Genomic DNA, 14,438 nt, shown 5'->3' on the forward strand with positions numbered 1-14,438 from the left:
GCTCTACCTTTCTTTTTTTAAGATTTCATAGAATGGCAAGCACGAGCTAGATTACAAACTCAGACGCTCTGCCTTTTTATATTTATTCGTTTACCAATGAATCTAAAAATTTATAGAGATTTGCATTCATTTCTTTATAATCGTAAGCTCGAATGACTTCAGGATTTTGGACAAAGGTCAATTTTTGACTTTGGTCTTCCAAGACCTCTTCACCATCTGCGGCAATTAATAGTTCAACAGCTTCTGGATTGAATTCCAAATGAGCCTGAAAGGCATAATGTTTCGGACTGAAGCGAATAATCTGACGTGGGCAACCTTGACTCGTCGCAAGAACAACAGCATCCTCTGTCAGCCCTGGCATATCACCGTGCCAGTGGCCAGAATCAAAGCTTGCTCCAAACAAACTAACATGAGGATCTACAAGCCCTTCAGGTGTCAATGTCACAGGATAAACTCCAATCTCACGCTCAGGACTATGTTCATACTTCGCACCATAAGCAACAGATAGAAGCTGCGCACCAAGACAAACACCAACAATATAGATATCTGCAGCAATCGCTTCTTTCATAAAAGAAAGCTCAGCCTTTGGATCATAATATGGGAAGTTTTCTCTATCCTCATCGGGAGATTGAGGACCACCCATGACAATCAGAAAGTCAATCCCGTCAATTGTTTCAGGAAGAGGTTCTTTTTCGTAAACCTTTGTTGTTGTAATATGATGACCTCGTTCCAGAGCCCATTTGAGATAAGCGCCTGGCACTTCAAATGTTTCATGCAGTACAAAATGTACCTTCATTGTTCCTTCTCCCATCTCTTTCTAATCACGTAAGACATTCCTGCCGCTAGTACAAGCGGTATTGTCAAAATCCAATCCTGGCCTGTAAATCCAAGACTTAGGGCAATAGCCGTCAGAGGAGCTTGTAAGGTCGTCCCTAAAAAGACTGTTGCTCCTAATAGCATTCCTAGAGCTGGATCCAGATGAATGCCAACTACTGTCAAAAGCAAGGTCACTAAGTAGCCAGATCCAATCCCCAAGGCAAATGATGGTGTCAAGGTTCCCCCATAGGCACCATTGCGTAAGAGGAGATAAACCAGAAGCCCCTTCATTGCAAGAGCCAGTGGAAGATAGGGAACCGGCTGGCGAGATAACAAGGCTTGCGCTAGTACCTGACCATTTCCCATAAAGATAGGGAAAAAGAATACAAGGCCCCCCAGCACTAGAAAGGCTAGAGGAAGAGCCCAAAGAATCGACTCATCCTTCCGTCGTTTACGACTAGCCCACTTAGCTAGAGAACTAAAGACCAGAGCCAACGGAGTTACTATTAAAGCAATCAAGATAGCCTGCAAGAAACTGCTGGCCGACCAAGAGACTGTTGACAAGTGATAGATGGCATCATGACCAACAATGGGCCGAGCAACCCAAGTTGCCAGATAAGTACTAGTCAAAACCAGCAAAAAGTTCTGCCAACTATAGGCAAGTCCTAAGGTCTCAAAGATAAATAAACTACTAGCAAATGGAACTTGATAAACAGCTGCGAGTCCAGCACCTGCACCACAAGCGATCAATACTTTCTGATCTTTAAGAGTTAAGGAACATTCCCTAGACAAGCAACTCCCAAGAAGAGCCCCAAACTCACGTGGGGCTCCTTCTTTTCCGACAGAAGCGCCTGCCCCTACAATTGCTATCTGCATAACTGCATGAAGAATCTGGACTAAGGGCGATGGACTCACATCTCCAACCAACTCAATTTGCTTTCGAATTGACAGAATTTTATAGCGTCTCTGTAGGACATACCAAAAACATGCCGCCAAACACCCTGCCGTACACAAAACTAGGAACCTACGGACCCCACCAGCTTGTTCAAATTGTTGTAGCAAGTCCAACCTATGTTCTCCAAATGCTACCCATTGTACGCCTTCTAATAGATAATGGCAGGCAATTCCAACCAGACCTGTTCCTATTCCCAATCCGACAGTTACTAGAAGCAGGCGCAATCCGTGTGGCAGTATTTGGAGACGCATTTTCATGGCATTACAATTCAGCAAGAATAGCTTTAAGCAATTCTTTGAAGTTGCCTTTGATGCGCTCAGTGACTTCTACAACTTCTTCGTGGTTAAGTTCTTCTTGGAAACCAGCAGCATAGTTAGTAATACATGAAATTCCAAGAACTTTCAAACCTGAGTGAGCTGCCACAATTACTTCTGGCACAGTAGACATGCCAACAGCATCTGCTCCCAAAGTCTTGTAAGCACGGATTTCAGCTGGTGTTTCATAAGTCGGACCAGTTACACCGATATAGACACCTTCATCAAGCTTGATACCGAGTTTTTTAGCCACTTCATGGGCAATAGCACGATATTCTGGTGTGTAGGCCTTAGACATATCTGGGAAACGTGGACCAAAGTCATCCAAGTTTTCACCCATCAATGGGTTTTGACCCGTCATATTGATATGGTCAGTAATAGCCATCAATGTACCAGGTCCGAATCCGATACCTCCAGCTGCATTGGTTACAAGAACCCCTTCACATCCCAAAACTTTCATCACACGTACTGGGAAAGTCACAACTTCCAATGGATTTCCTTCATAGAAGTGGAAACGACCTTGAAGAGCTAACACTTTGCGACCCGCCAAGTCTCCATAGACTAATTTACCAGCGTGGCCAACTACTGTTGAACGGCCCCAGTTTGGAATCTCAGTGTAGTCTACTACTACTGCGTTTTCGATTTCTTCGGCTAATTCTCCAAGACCTGATCCAAGGATCAAACCGAACTCAGGGGCTTCAACTCCTTTGCCTTTCAAATAAGCAGCTGTTTCATTGATTTTTTCTAATAATGACATTAATATTCCTCACCTATCTATTGTTTTATAAAGCAATAAACTAATTCTCAAAGGTATTTCTATTGCCTACTAGCCTATTATTATGATGCTATTTTGATTAGCTTAGTCCTGTCTTCTTACACCAATTTATCTAAGAAGCTTTCACCAATCATTGCCTTGTCCACTCCAAAGTTCTCAGCAACAGTAGCTGAGATATCCGCAAAGTGTCCGACAGGAATATGACCGTGACCGCTTAAAGATTTTCCAAAAATTAAGAGAGGGATATATTCACGAGTATGGTCAGTACCAGCGTAGGTAGGATCATTACCATGGTCAGCAGTAATCATGAGCAAGTCATCTTCACACATATTTTCAATGATTTCAGGAATACGAGCATCAAACTCTTCCAAGCAGTCGCGATAACCATGTGGATTACGACGGTGACCATAAAGAGCATCAAAGTCTACCAAGTTAGTAAATGAGAAACCTTCTTTAAAGTTTTCGTCCTTCAATGCTTCAACAAGATTATCTACCCCATGATTATTAGATTGATTGTGGCCCATATCATGGTTGATTCCAGCTCCGTTGAAGATGTCGTTGATCTTACCAACAGAGTAAGTAGCAATTCCCGCTTCGTTAAGCTTATCAAGTACAGTTGGCTCGAATGGTGATACCGCATAGTCATGGCGGTTAGCAGTACGAGTGAAGTTTCCTGGTTCACCCACATATGGACGGGCAATGATACGTCCCAAGAGAGCAGGTCTATCTAAAGTAATAGAACGAGCATATTCACAAATGCGATAGAGTTCTTCCAATGGAATCACTTCTTCATGAGCAGCAATCTGCAATACTGGATCAGCAGAGGTATAGATAATTAGCTCACCTGTTTCCATCTGACGAGGACCAAAATCATCAATAACCGCTGTTCCTGAATAAGGCTTATTAGCCTCACGAATAACTTTACGACCAGAAAATTCTTCAATCTGAGTCAAGATTTCTTCTGGGAAACCATTCCAGAAAGTATCAAATGGTTCAGTAATATTTAGTCCCATGATTTCCCAGTGGCCAGTCATCGTGTCTTTTCCGAGTGATACTTCCTCAAGTTTAGTATAATAGCCACTTGGATTTGCTTCCTGAGGAACTGTCTTCAAAGGAACAGGACGTTCGATATTTCCTAAACCGATCTTAGCCATATTAGGGACGGTAAGTCCAACTGTTTTGGAAATATGTCCCAGAGTATCTGAAGCACCGTCTGGCACTCCAGCATTAACAAAGTTGTTAGCATCGGGTGCGGCACCAATACCAACTGAGTCCATAACTACTAAGTGAATACGATTAAATTTTGCCATAAGATCCTCCTTTTATTTATTGGCTTCTAAAACTTGAACACCAGCTTTTCCTGCTACAATAACCTTATCTACCATTTGGTTAAAGAGACCGTGCTCAACTACACCAACAATGTGGTCTAATTCACGGGCAAATTCAATAGGATTTTCAATCACACCCAAATCTAGGTCAATGATAAAATTCTTCATATCTGTAACAAAGCGTTGACCATCTTTCTGACGAAAAGCTGGTTTGTAACCTGCACGTTCAAAGCGACGGAAAACTTGCTCTGCACCATACTGGACAACTTCGACCGGAAGCTTAAAAGCTCCTAGCTTCTCAACCAATTTACTCTCATCAACTACCCAAATGTAGCATTTTGTCGGTGTTGCAACGACCTTCTCCATAAGGAGAGCGCCCCCACCGCCTTTAATACCATTAAAGTTTGGATCAACCTCATCTGCCCCATCAACTGTCACATCAACTAAATCGACTTCATCAATGGATTTGAGTGGAATTCCCAAACCTTCTGCTTGCTGGCTGGTTACACTTGAAGTTGTTACTGCGATAATCTGCAGTCCTTCTTCTTTGATCCGACGGCCAATCTCTTCGACAAAATAATAAGCGGTCGAACCCGTTCCAAGTCCAACTACCATACCATCTGTCACGAACTCAGCAGCCTTAATCCCTGCCATCTTCTTTAGATTCTCCATTTTGACCTCCTTTGTATTTTTCAGACATTTAAACCGTAAAAAAAAGGTTCTTTGCCTAGCCAAAAGAATCAATCTATTTATAGTATAGCACTATTTCATAGAACATGAAAGCATTTTCCTAATTTCTAATAATTTTTTGAAAATTGCCATAGTTAAATCAAAATCTTGCTCCCCTTTCGTTTTTGCGTTACAATTAGGGTAATTGATTTTAAAACACAAGGAAAAATACTGTATGATTACCAGAGAATTTGATACAATCGCTGCGATTTCTACTCCTCTTGGCGAAGGGGCTATCGGTATTGTCAGACTAAGCGGGACTGACAGCTTTGCTATTGCCCAAAAAATCTTCAAAGGCAAGGATCTAAGCAAAGTGGAAAGTCACACACTCAACTACGGTCATATCGTCGACCCTCAAAATCAGGAAATTTTGGACGAGGTCATGGTTGGTGCTATGCGCTCTCCCAAGACATTCACGCGCGAGGACATCATTGAAATAAACACTCACGGGGGAATTGCGGTTACTAATGAAATCCTGCAACTAGTTATCCGAGAAGGAGCTAGAATGGCAGAGCCTGGTGAGTTTACCAAGCGGGCCTTTTTGAATGGTCGAGTGGACCTGACTCAGGCTGAGGCAGTTATGGATATCATCCGCGCCAAGACCGATAAAGCCATGAACAATGCTGTCAAGCAGCTGGATGGGTCTCTCTCCAATCTTATCAACAATACTCGTCAGGAAATTCTCAACACTTTGGCTCAGGTCGAGGTCAACATTGACTATCCGGAGTACGACGATGTGGAAGAGATGACGACCCAATTGATGCGAGAGAAAACAGCTGAGTTCGAGGCTCTGCTAAGCAATCTTCTCAATACTGCAAGACGAGGTAAGATTTTACGCGAAGGCATTTCCACTGCTATCATCGGCAGACCTAATGTTGGCAAGTCCAGTCTGCTCAACAATCTCCTGCGCGAGGACAAGGCCATTGTGACTGATATCGAGGGTACGACTCGGGATGTGATTGAGGAGTATGTCAATATCAAGGGAGTACCGCTCAAGCTTATTGATACAGCAGGAATTCGGGAAACCGATGACCTTGTAGAACAAATTGGAGTTGAGCGCTCTAAAAAAGCTCTGCAGGAAGCCGACTTGGTCCTCTTAGTTCTCAATGCCAGCGAGCCTTTGACAGATCAGGACAAACAATTGCTTGAAATCAGCCAAGATAGCAATCGTATCGTCTTACTTAACAAGACTGACCTCGAAGAAAAGATTGAGCTGGACCAGCTGCCAGCAGATGCTATCAAGATTTCTGTCCTTCACAACCAAAATATCGACAAAATTGAAGAACGCATCAATCAACTCTTCTTTGAAAATGCTGGTATCGTCGAACAAGACGCCACCTACCTGTCTAACGCACGCCATATCTCCTTGATTGAAAAAGCTCTGGAAAGCCTTCAAGCCGTCAACCAAGGATTGGAAATGGGTATGCCGGTAGACCTTCTCCAAGTTGATATGACCCGTACTTGGGAAATCCTCGGTGAAATCACTGGTGACGCCGCACCAGACGAACTCATAACCCAACTCTTCAGCCAATTCTGCTTGGGTAAATAAGATTTCTATATAGGCATTAAACTCTATTTTAACAACACCTATCTATAATAAAATAAAAGGTATGATTCTTGTGTCCTACAAAGATTCATACCTTTTATTATTTATCGAAAGCTACTTAGAGAGTCTATTATAAGCTCTCCATTTAGTTCTTTATTTTAAAATCTCTTCTAGCTCTTTTTCGAGCGCTGCTTCGTCATGAAAGTTTAATATCACTTTTCTTACTTTTTGATTCTTATCGACTAGGTAAATTCCAGGAATTGATTGAACATGGAGGATATCCGCTGCTTTCTCACCTGCATCATAGTAATACGGGAAGGTATAGCCTTTCTCACTGACATACTGATCCGCTTGTTCCTTTGTTTCCTTATGAAAATCAAGCATATCCAACATGACAAAATTTATTTTATTTTTATACTTTTCGTATACTTTTTGAATTTCTGGTAGCTGTCGCTGACAATAAGGACACCAGCTAGCCCACTCTACTACCAGCATAGGCTTATCATAAAACTCTGAACTCTTCTTTAAAGCCCCTAGCTGATCTTCCATTTCAAACTCTGGCAATTGCTGACCTGTCAATACATGTTCTACAGCTGCACTTCCACTTGTCTGTGTAGAAGCTTTATCGTTCTTTTTAGTTCCAGAAAAATAAAGCATAGCAAAAACTGCCGCAACAATGACTCCTACAGTCAGAAAGGGCAACCACCATTTATCTTTTAACATTTTCTCACCTCATAATAATCCATCTCAAAATATTTAATAAATATAAGAGATTGCAGTCTATAAACGCTCAAAAAATATTGTTCTAAACTATTGAAAATACTTTTGTCTAACGTGTCAGTTGTAAATTTATTATATCAGTTTCACTTTACTACATCAACAACTTTAACTTAAAAGATATACTAGAGCATTTTACAATCCATAACATCATTGTTTGAACTAATTCATCCATTAAAATGCTTGATTTATCAGAGTTTTCTCGCTTATAACTTGGCTAGTCTAAAGATATTGAGTACCATTCCCATTCTTCTCTATTTATATCTAAAACTGACTTCCATCTTCCTATCCAACTTCTTAAAAGTATTTCACTTTATAACAACTTAAAACGACATTTCAACAAGATAAGAATTTATCAAAAAAAAGAGGTTATCCCTCTTATTTTCCTAAAATAAGCCCAGCAATTAAAGGACTGACAAAAACATACATTAAACCTGTCACTCCAATGGCCAAACCAGCCATAGCTCCCTCAACTTGGCCATATTTAAAGGCCGCTCCTGTTCCTACTGCATGCCCTGTCCCCCCAAGTGCTAAGCCAATAGCAACCGGATCTTCAATTTTAAGAAGTTTTAAAATACTAGGACCCATTACACTCGTCAAAATCCCAGTAGCTACAACAACTACCAAAGTAATTGTTGTAATCCCCTGCATCTTATCCACAATACCAACTGCCATTGCAGTGGTTACTGACTTTGGAAACAAAGAAATAGCTAAGAAAAAGTCCATTCCAAAAAATTTTGCTACAAGTGCTGTAAAACTTGTATTTACCAAAACTGATAAAAAGATACCTAATAAGATACTTCTAGCGTGGTGTTTCATTAAATGGAAAGTCTTGTAAAGCGGAATCCCTAAAGCAACTGTCGAAGGTACAATCAGATTATTCAAGTATGATCCTCCGATATAATAATCCTTGTAAGAAATCCCAGTCCAAGATAAAAAGAGAATCACTAAAATTGTTGCCAAAAGTAGAGGCGTTGTCAAAGGATGTGGAAAACGTCTAAAAATCAACATTCCAATAAGATAGGCTAAGATAGACAAAGCCAAGCCAAACAGAGGATTAGTAACTACACTAGTCATGTCTTGCTCCCCTTTCTTCATAATCACCTTCATAACGTCTCTTAATAAACTGCACTGTATAGGCGATGACTACAACGTTCAGTACAATTGCCAAAACAACAATCAAAATGATAGGCAAGAGATAAGGTGCTATAATATGAAATTTATCCATAATACCAACTGCAGCCGGCAAAAAAAGAATAGTCATATTCGCCAGTAAAAAATTTCCAACCATATTTACATGACGTAGCCGTAGCCATTTGAATTCTAAAGCTAAAAATAACAAAATTAATCCGATGATGCTACCTGGAATCGGTAAGTGAAAAATAGTTGAAATCCCCTCTCCAAGTAACGAAATCGAAAAGATAATCATCAATTGTACGTATAATTTCATGAAGTCCCCTCACTTTTCTAAGTAACAGTCTACTACTTTTCAGAAAAATTTCAATATATTTTACAAAAATAAAAAGATGGAAACGAATCCATCTTTCTTATGCATATGAGAAAGTCTAAACAGGAGTCCAATTTTAGATTTAGCCACCAAATCAGCAAAAAATTCCAATCCTTTTAAGCCAACAAAAAAACGCCAATGGGCGCCTTATAAATATTACGGAAGACATGGGATTCGAACCCACGCACGCTTTTACACGCCTACTGCGTTTCCAACACAGCCTCTTAAGCCTCTTGAGTAATCTTCCATTTTTAAATATGGAGCCGGTGGGAGTCGAACCCACGTCCAAACATCTGCCAACACATTTGTCTACAACCATAGGCTATGTATTGTTTTAACTTGATTTTGACACATAACTCAAGCCCAAATCAAGCGAGTCTATCAATCTCTTGTAAAATCCCTAGACAAGATTCTACCGTAGCTTGCTAAAATAAGACCTGTCATCAGACACAAGCAATCCGAATCGGGTCACGCCCGCTGTTTTTTAGGCAGCTAAAGCGTAAGAAGTATTATTTTTTGCAGTTATATTTAACTGGCGTTTTACATCCGCAAGATGAGTCGCAAAATGTGCCACATAATGCCTGTCGAATCCGTAACGACCCCAAGACAATAGAATTATTATATCATATTTCAGCAAAATTGCAATTTTTCAGATCAGATATTTATGATTTACTTTAGTAAAAAATCTCGAACCCAGTTAGATTCGAGATTATTTATTATTTGATTCCAAGTGCAATTCTTGCGTAACGGCTCATTTTTTCAACAGTCCAAGCGGGATACCAAACTAGTTTAACTTCAACCTTAGTTACTTCTGGAATTTCTTCAAGGGCATCGTGGATTTGATCTGTCAGTAGATCAGCCAAAGGACATCCCATAGTTGTTAGAGTCATGTCGATTTCTGTCTCACCATTTTCTTCGTTGAAACGAATTTCATAGATCAATCCCAAATTGACAATATCAATCCCCAACTCAGGGTCGATTACTTGTTCCAAACTTTCAAGAATGCGGTTTTTAATGTCATCAATTTCTTCTGCTGTATATTTTTGCTCTGCCATCCTATCATCTCCTATTTAGTTCATATCTGTAGAATCAACATTTCATCATTTTTTAATCTTCAATGAAATCACGGAGTGGCTTGCTACGACTTGGGTGGCGTAGTTTACGTAGGGCTTTAGCTTCGATTTGGCGGATGCGTTCACGGGTCACATTGAAGACTTTACCAACATCTTCCAAGGTCCGCATTTTCCCATCATCCAAACCAAAACGCAGACGAAGAACATTTTCTTCACGATCTGTAAGGGTGTCTAAAACTTCATCCAGCTGCTCACGAAGAACAACACGAGTTGTATAATCAACTGGATTTTCAATTACTTCGTCTTCGATAAAGTCACCCAGATGGCTATCATCTTCCTCACCGATAGGTGTTTCCAGCGAAACTGGCTCCTGAGCAATCTTAAGAATCTCACGAACCTTATCTGGTGTCATATCCATACGCTCAGCAATCTGCTCAGGTGTTGGATCTTGACCTAATTCTTGCAAGAGATTACGTTGCTCACGAACTAGCTTGTTAATCGTTTCTACCATGTGAACTGGAATTCGGATTGTTCTAGCTTGGTCAGCGATCGCACGAGTAATGGCCTGACGGATCCACCAAGTTGCATATGTTGAAAACTTAAATCCTTTGGTATAGTCAAACTTGTCAACAGCCTTCATCAAGCCCATATTTCCTTCTTGGATCAAGTCAAGGAACTGCATGCCACGTCCAACATAACGCTTTGCAATAGAAACTACCAAGCGAAGGTTGGCTTCAGCCAAACGTTGCTTAGCCTCAGTATCCCCCTGCTCTACCAAGATTGCCAATTCTTGCTCTTCTTCGTTTGTCAAAAGTGGAACGACTCCAATTTCTTTCAAGTACATACGAACAGGATCGTTGACTTTAGCTGAATTGCTACCTAAAAGTTCTTCATCAGTCAGCTCTGCTTCTTCCTCTTCGTTGTGTAAAACACGTGCACTTGGATTCCCTTCTTTATCTGTGATAGAGATCCCTGCATCTTGGATACGTTGCAATAGATCTTCGATACCATCTGCATCTAAGGTAAAAGGAATAATCAATTTATCATTAATTTCATCATCAATTGCCGTACCAGTTTTTTTATGGTTTCGAATAAATTCTGCAACTTGTACGTCAAATGTTGTTACTTCTTTTTGTTTTGTAGCCATTCCTACTCCATTCTTCTTTTCTGAGCGATCAAGCGCTCCAGTTCTTCAATAGCCGTATCAACATCACCATTATGAGATGCTTCTCGGACTTTTTTCCCAATTATTTGATTTTCCTTACGGAGCAATTCTTTATCTCTGATAGACTCTACTTCTGCCAATTCATTATCCGCAATTTCGCTAGGTAAATCTTCTTCTAAAATACGATACCAGGCTTGCTGGACCCCATCTGATTGCTCGGACAAATCTTGTGATGTCACTTCACCATTTTCGCAAAGTATCTGGTATAGAATCTGTAATTCAGGTGTTGCAAACTGAAAATCCTCTCTCAAACGGTAATCATTCAAAACAATAGGATATTCAATCATTCGATTAAGAAGGTGATTCTCAGCTTTTACTAAACGAGACACTTGCTTAGAAAGCGGAAGATTTGTCTGAAAATGAGGCTGTTGATAAACCTGTTCTTGCTGACTCTTTCGATTACTCAAGCGACTATTGTTAACAGCCTGCTCAACTTGCTGGTAATCGAAGTCTGGTAGAAGTTCTGCCAGCATATAAATATAAGAATTTTGCGCCGTAATTGATGAGGTCTGAGCAATGATCGGAGCCATTTTCTCAACAAATTCAATCTGAGCTTGCAAATTCTCTGTATTTTCCGGTTTCAGATAGCGAATTAGAAACTCCACATCACTTATCCGAGTTTTGGTTAGCAAATGTTGTAGTTCTTCAGGAGAATTTTTTTGAACAAATTCATCTGGATCCATCTGATCTGGAATAGAGACAATCTCAACAGCCAAGTCTTTTAATTCATCCAAAGCTTTAACAGTTGCTGCCTGTCCAGCCTTATCACCATCGTAAGATAAGATGACCTTTTTACAATACTTGCTAAGATGCTGAACATGTTCATGTGTCAAGGCCGTCCCCATTGATGCAACTGCATTTTCTATTCCTGCCCGGTAAGCAGCAATGACATCCATGAAACCTTCCATCAGATAGACTTCATGACTTTTCTTTATGGTTGGTTTTGCCTTGTCCAAATGATAGAGTTCGTAACTCTTATTGAAAATAGCTGTGCTGCGACTATTTTTATACTTAGCTTGATGACCATCAGTCTGAGGAGATTCTTTCCAAATCCTTCCGGAAAATGCTACTACTTGGCCATTATCATTGGCCAAAGGAAACATGATACGATTTTGAAAAGCATCATAAACTAGATTACTTTCTGCTAGATTAAACAGACCCGAATTCATAATGGTTGCTTCATCAAATTTTCCAACCATACTCTGATAAAGATAGTTGCCCTCACTAGGGGCTAAACCAATCTGAAAATGCTTAATGATCTCATCAGTCAATCCACGTTTGTAAAGATAAGATCTGGCTTTTTCTCCCATCTTGGTCGTCATCAAGACAGCGTGATAAAATTTTGCAGCCTCAGTATGAATATCATAGAGAGCTTGATGCGGGTGTTGTCTTTTTGGTTGGGATAGATCATTTTTATCAACTGCAAGTTGAATACCCGATCGTTCAGCAATTATTTGGACAGCTTCCATAAATGAAACGCCACGATATTCTTCGATAAACTTAAAAACATCTCCCGACTTGCCGCAACCAAAACAGTGGTAAAACTGCTTATCTTCAACGACATTAAAGGAAGGTGTCTTTTCTCCATGAAATGGACATAGTCCAAGAAAGTTGCGTCCAGCCTTAGTCAGAGCAACAACTTCTCCTATGACTTCGACGATATTGACGCTGTTTTTAATATCAGAAATGATTTCTTTATCAATCACCCGACAATACCTCCAATTTACCATAGAATACTATGTTATATTTTATAATAAATTAACAAAAAAGTAAAATATCAGCTACAGATTTACAAATAAATATACTTTAAAAGATAGACATGAAAATTTAACAATCCTATAAAACCAACCACTTGCAAAAGGTTGTTATTTTCATTATAATAGAGACTGATTAAAAAAAGGAGATATTTCTATGTTAAAAGAGTTAAAAAGCTTTTTACTTCGTGGCAACGTAGTTGACCTAGCTGTTGCTGTTATCATTGGTGCTGCTTTTGGTGCAATTGTTACTTCAATAGTAAATGACATTATCACACCACTTATTTTAAACCCAGCCTTGAGCGCTGCTGGTGTAGATAAAATTGCTGAATTATCTTGGAACGGTATTGCCTATGGTAACTTCCTAAGTGCGGTTATTAACTTCCTTGTTATCGGAACAGTTCTTTTCTTCATTGTTAAGGCTGCTGAAAAAGCTCAAAGCTTCGGTAAAAAACAAGAAGAAGTTGTCGAAGAAGAACCAGCTCCAACTGAACTTGAAGTACTTCAAGAAATCAAAGCTTTGCTTGAAAAAAAATAATATAACGAAAAACCTGAAAGTATATGTTCAGGTTTTTTTATTGCATTCCTACAATAACGCAATAGCTCTTTAACAAAAAAACAGCCTAAGGGCTGTTTTTTATTTCAATTAGAATTTCTTGCGCTTACGAGCTGCTTCTGATTTACGTTTACGTTTTACAGAAGGCTTTTCATAGAATTCACGTTTGCGTGTTTCTTGAAGAGTACCAGCTTTAGTAACAGCGCGTTTGAAACGGCGAAGAGCGTCATCAAGAGATTCGTTCTTACGTACTACTGTTTTTGACATGTTTTTCACTCCCTTCAAGTTCAGAATCTAGTTAATGATATCATATTAGGGAATTCATGTCAAGTTTTTATTGAATACTATGTGTCTGTTCTTTTGAGATTTTAAAAAATTACTCTAAAATTCACTTTACAATGTTTTTTTCTTTTTAGCAGCTTTGGAAATAGTCATTGACAAAACCTTATCATAGACTAGAAACTGCTGCATGAGCTTACTATCACTTATCTCCGGTAATAAATCAATGACGTATTCCAACTTGATCAATTGCTTTTCAGCTGCTTCAATTGATGTCATTTCAACACTTTTACAGTTAGCTGAAAAAATAGCTTCAAAGAGCAATTCATAATCAAAATTAGCTGGAACCTTCATTTCCACATATCGTCTTGTCTGGCTAACAGAAGTAAAATTCATTTTTTCAAAAATCAACCAAACAAAGGAAATTGATAGGGTAAAAACGACAGCTAAAGCAACAAATCCCATCCCTGTTGTAATTCCGATGGCTGTTGCCATAAAGACTGCCAAGAGCTCTTTTGATCCTCCTGCAGCAGATCGAAAGCGAATCAAACTGAAAGTTCCTGCTACTGCAACACTGGTACCTAAATTCCCATTAACTAAGAAAATGATAATAGAAATAATAGCAGGTAACAGAGACAAAGTAATCACAAATTCTTTTGTATAAATCGTTTGACGTTTATATACCTTTGCTAAAACAATCCCTAAAATCAAGCTTGTGATCATTGAAAAAATCAGAGCTAAGGGATTAATTTTCACTTCAGCCGAGGAATAAATACTATTAAATAACTGATTGAGCATTGAGAT

The 14,438-nt window shown here is 39.5% G+C and carries 15 protein-coding genes, 1 tRNA gene and 1 other RNA gene; 2 read left to right on the forward strand and 15 right to left on the reverse strand.

Translation table 11 applies throughout. From position 1 onward, the window contains the following. Positions 1 to 82: 82 nt before the first annotated feature. From HMPREF2780_RS09230 to rpiA, 5 genes are all read right to left on the reverse strand, one after another. Entirely contained in the window at positions 83 to 796 is a 714-nt protein-coding gene (locus tag HMPREF2780_RS09230; RefSeq protein WP_060970364.1) for a type 1 glutamine amidotransferase, read from the reverse strand. Further along, positions 793 to 2,028 carry a chloride channel protein gene (locus HMPREF2780_RS09235; protein ID WP_223352113.1) on the reverse strand — a complete coding sequence of 412 codons (1,236 nt, stop codon included), beginning with the start codon at positions 2,026 to 2,028 and terminating at the stop codon, positions 793 to 795. Before HMPREF2780_RS09235 ends, HMPREF2780_RS09230 begins: the two co-directional genes overlap by 4 nt. 4 nt (positions 2,029 to 2,032) lie before the next feature. After that, a complete protein-coding gene (locus HMPREF2780_RS09240; protein WP_061593193.1) occupies positions 2,033 to 2,842 on the reverse strand; it encodes a purine-nucleoside phosphorylase in 810 nt (269 codons plus the stop codon). A 116-nt stretch (positions 2,843 to 2,958) separates the two neighbouring features. Continuing rightward, positions 2,959 to 4,170: a phosphopentomutase gene (locus tag HMPREF2780_RS09245; protein WP_008809209.1), complete on the reverse strand. Its 1,212-nt coding sequence runs from the start codon at positions 4,168 to 4,170 to the stop codon at positions 2,959 to 2,961. Between the two features lie 12 nt (positions 4,171 to 4,182). Further along, complete coding sequence (gene rpiA / locus HMPREF2780_RS09250) at positions 4,183 to 4,860, reverse strand: ribose-5-phosphate isomerase RpiA (RefSeq protein ID WP_008809210.1); 678 nt, start codon at positions 4,858 to 4,860, stop codon at positions 4,183 to 4,185. Positions 4,861 to 5,092: 232 nt separating this feature from the next. On the opposite strand from rpiA, the gene mnmE reads away from it, so the two are divergent. Beyond that, positions 5,093 to 6,466: a tRNA uridine-5-carboxymethylaminomethyl(34) synthesis GTPase MnmE gene (gene mnmE / locus HMPREF2780_RS09255; protein WP_008809211.1), complete on the forward strand. Its 1,374-nt coding sequence runs from the start codon at positions 5,093 to 5,095 to the stop codon at positions 6,464 to 6,466. A 150-nt stretch (positions 6,467 to 6,616) separates the two neighbouring features. Here mnmE and HMPREF2780_RS09260 read toward each other — a convergent pair whose 3' ends face one another. From HMPREF2780_RS09260 to dnaG, 8 genes are all read right to left on the reverse strand, one after another. Beyond that, positions 6,617 to 7,186 (reverse strand): TlpA family protein disulfide reductase, encoded by a 570-nt coding sequence (locus HMPREF2780_RS09260; protein WP_008809212.1) that lies wholly within the window; start codon positions 7,184 to 7,186, stop codon positions 6,617 to 6,619. Positions 7,187 to 7,618: 432 nt separating this feature from the next. Then, the gene (locus tag HMPREF2780_RS09265; protein WP_008809213.1) at positions 7,619 to 8,317 is read right to left on the reverse strand and encodes an LrgB family protein; all 699 of its coding nucleotides are present in this window, start codon (positions 8,315 to 8,317) and stop codon (positions 7,619 to 7,621) included. Next, positions 8,310 to 8,690, reverse strand: coding sequence for a CidA/LrgA family protein (locus tag HMPREF2780_RS09270; RefSeq protein WP_008809214.1), 381 nt, complete (start codon positions 8,688 to 8,690; stop codon positions 8,310 to 8,312). Before HMPREF2780_RS09270 ends, HMPREF2780_RS09265 begins: the two co-directional genes overlap by 8 nt. 216 nt (positions 8,691 to 8,906) lie before the next feature. Continuing rightward, positions 8,907 to 8,994 (reverse strand) — tRNA-Ser (locus HMPREF2780_RS09275). A gap of 8 nt (positions 8,995 to 9,002) precedes the next feature. Continuing rightward, positions 9,003 to 9,350: a transfer-messenger RNA gene (gene ssrA / locus HMPREF2780_RS09280) on the reverse strand. Positions 9,351 to 9,463: 113 nt separating this feature from the next. Beyond that, entirely contained in the window at positions 9,464 to 9,802 is a 339-nt protein-coding gene (locus HMPREF2780_RS09285; RefSeq protein ID WP_008809215.1) for a metal-sulfur cluster assembly factor, read from the reverse strand. Between the two features lie 52 nt (positions 9,803 to 9,854). Then, positions 9,855 to 10,967 carry an RNA polymerase sigma factor RpoD gene (gene rpoD, locus HMPREF2780_RS09290; protein ID WP_008809216.1) on the reverse strand — a complete coding sequence of 371 codons (1,113 nt, stop codon included), beginning with the start codon at positions 10,965 to 10,967 and terminating at the stop codon, positions 9,855 to 9,857. 2 nt (positions 10,968 to 10,969) lie between these two features. Continuing rightward, on the reverse strand, positions 10,970 to 12,751 hold the full coding sequence (gene dnaG / locus HMPREF2780_RS09295) for a DNA primase (RefSeq protein ID WP_020992610.1): 1,782 nt from the start codon (positions 12,749 to 12,751) through the stop codon (positions 10,970 to 10,972). Between the two features lie 205 nt (positions 12,752 to 12,956). On the opposite strand from dnaG, the gene mscL reads away from it, so the two are divergent. Then, the gene (mscL, locus tag HMPREF2780_RS09300; RefSeq protein ID WP_008809218.1) at positions 12,957 to 13,337 is read left to right on the forward strand and encodes a large conductance mechanosensitive channel protein MscL; all 381 of its coding nucleotides are present in this window, start codon (positions 12,957 to 12,959) and stop codon (positions 13,335 to 13,337) included. 108 nt (positions 13,338 to 13,445) lie between these two features. Here the strand turns inward: mscL and rpsU are convergent, their stop codons facing one another. Together rpsU and HMPREF2780_RS09310 are read right to left on the reverse strand one after the other, a co-directional pair. Beyond that, positions 13,446 to 13,622, reverse strand: a complete 177-nt coding sequence (gene rpsU / locus HMPREF2780_RS09305) for a 30S ribosomal protein S21 (RefSeq protein ID WP_000048054.1) — start codon at positions 13,620 to 13,622, stop codon at positions 13,446 to 13,448. A 126-nt stretch (positions 13,623 to 13,748) separates the two neighbouring features. Continuing rightward, complete coding sequence (locus tag HMPREF2780_RS09310; RefSeq protein WP_008809220.1) at positions 13,749 to 14,432, reverse strand: DUF4956 domain-containing protein; 684 nt, start codon at positions 14,430 to 14,432, stop codon at positions 13,749 to 13,751. Positions 14,433 to 14,438 lie beyond the last annotated feature (6 nt).

Source organism: Streptococcus sp. HMSC062B01, assembly GCF_001811085.1.
Lineage (GTDB): Bacteria > Bacillota > Bacilli > Lactobacillales > Streptococcaceae > Streptococcus > Streptococcus gordonii.

Excerpts from the sequence above, each read along its gene's own strand:
- HMPREF2780_RS09235 (WP_223352113.1), bottom strand. The coding sequence starts at position 2,028 with ATGAAAATGCGTCTCCAAATACTGCCACACGGATTGCGCCTGCTTCTA.
- HMPREF2780_RS09240 (WP_061593193.1), bottom strand. The coding sequence starts at position 2,842 with ATGTCATTATTAGAAAAAATCAATGAAACAGCTGCTTATTTGAAAGGC.
- mnmE (WP_008809211.1), top strand. The coding sequence starts at position 5,093 with ATGATTACCAGAGAATTTGATACAATCGCTGCGATTTCTACTCCTCTT.
- rpsU (WP_000048054.1), bottom strand. The coding sequence starts at position 13,622 with ATGTCAAAAACAGTAGTACGTAAGAACGAATCTCTTGATGACGCTCTT.
- HMPREF2780_RS09230 (WP_060970364.1), bottom strand. The coding sequence starts at position 796 with ATGAAGGTACATTTTGTACTGCATGAAACATTTGAAGTGCCAGGCGCT.
- mscL (WP_008809218.1), top strand. The coding sequence starts at position 12,957 with ATGTTAAAAGAGTTAAAAAGCTTTTTACTTCGTGGCAACGTAGTTGAC.
- rpoD (WP_008809216.1), bottom strand. The coding sequence starts at position 10,967 with ATGGCTACAAAACAAAAAGAAGTAACAACATTTGACGTACAAGTTGCA.
- HMPREF2780_RS09310 (WP_008809220.1), bottom strand. The coding sequence starts at position 14,432 with ATGCTCAATCAGTTATTTAATAGTATTTATTCCTCGGCTGAAGTGAAA.
- rpiA (WP_008809210.1), bottom strand. The coding sequence starts at position 4,860 with ATGGAGAATCTAAAGAAGATGGCAGGGATTAAGGCTGCTGAGTTCGTG.
- HMPREF2780_RS09270 (WP_008809214.1), bottom strand. The coding sequence starts at position 8,690 with ATGAAATTATACGTACAATTGATGATTATCTTTTCGATTTCGTTACTT.
- HMPREF2780_RS09245 (WP_008809209.1), bottom strand. The coding sequence starts at position 4,170 with ATGGCAAAATTTAATCGTATTCACTTAGTAGTTATGGACTCAGTTGGT.
- HMPREF2780_RS09285 (WP_008809215.1), bottom strand. The coding sequence starts at position 9,802 with ATGGCAGAGCAAAAATATACAGCAGAAGAAATTGATGACATTAAAAAC.
- HMPREF2780_RS09260 (WP_008809212.1), bottom strand. The coding sequence starts at position 7,186 with ATGTTAAAAGATAAATGGTGGTTGCCCTTTCTGACTGTAGGAGTCATT.
- HMPREF2780_RS09265 (WP_008809213.1), bottom strand. The coding sequence starts at position 8,317 with ATGACTAGTGTAGTTACTAATCCTCTGTTTGGCTTGGCTTTGTCTATC.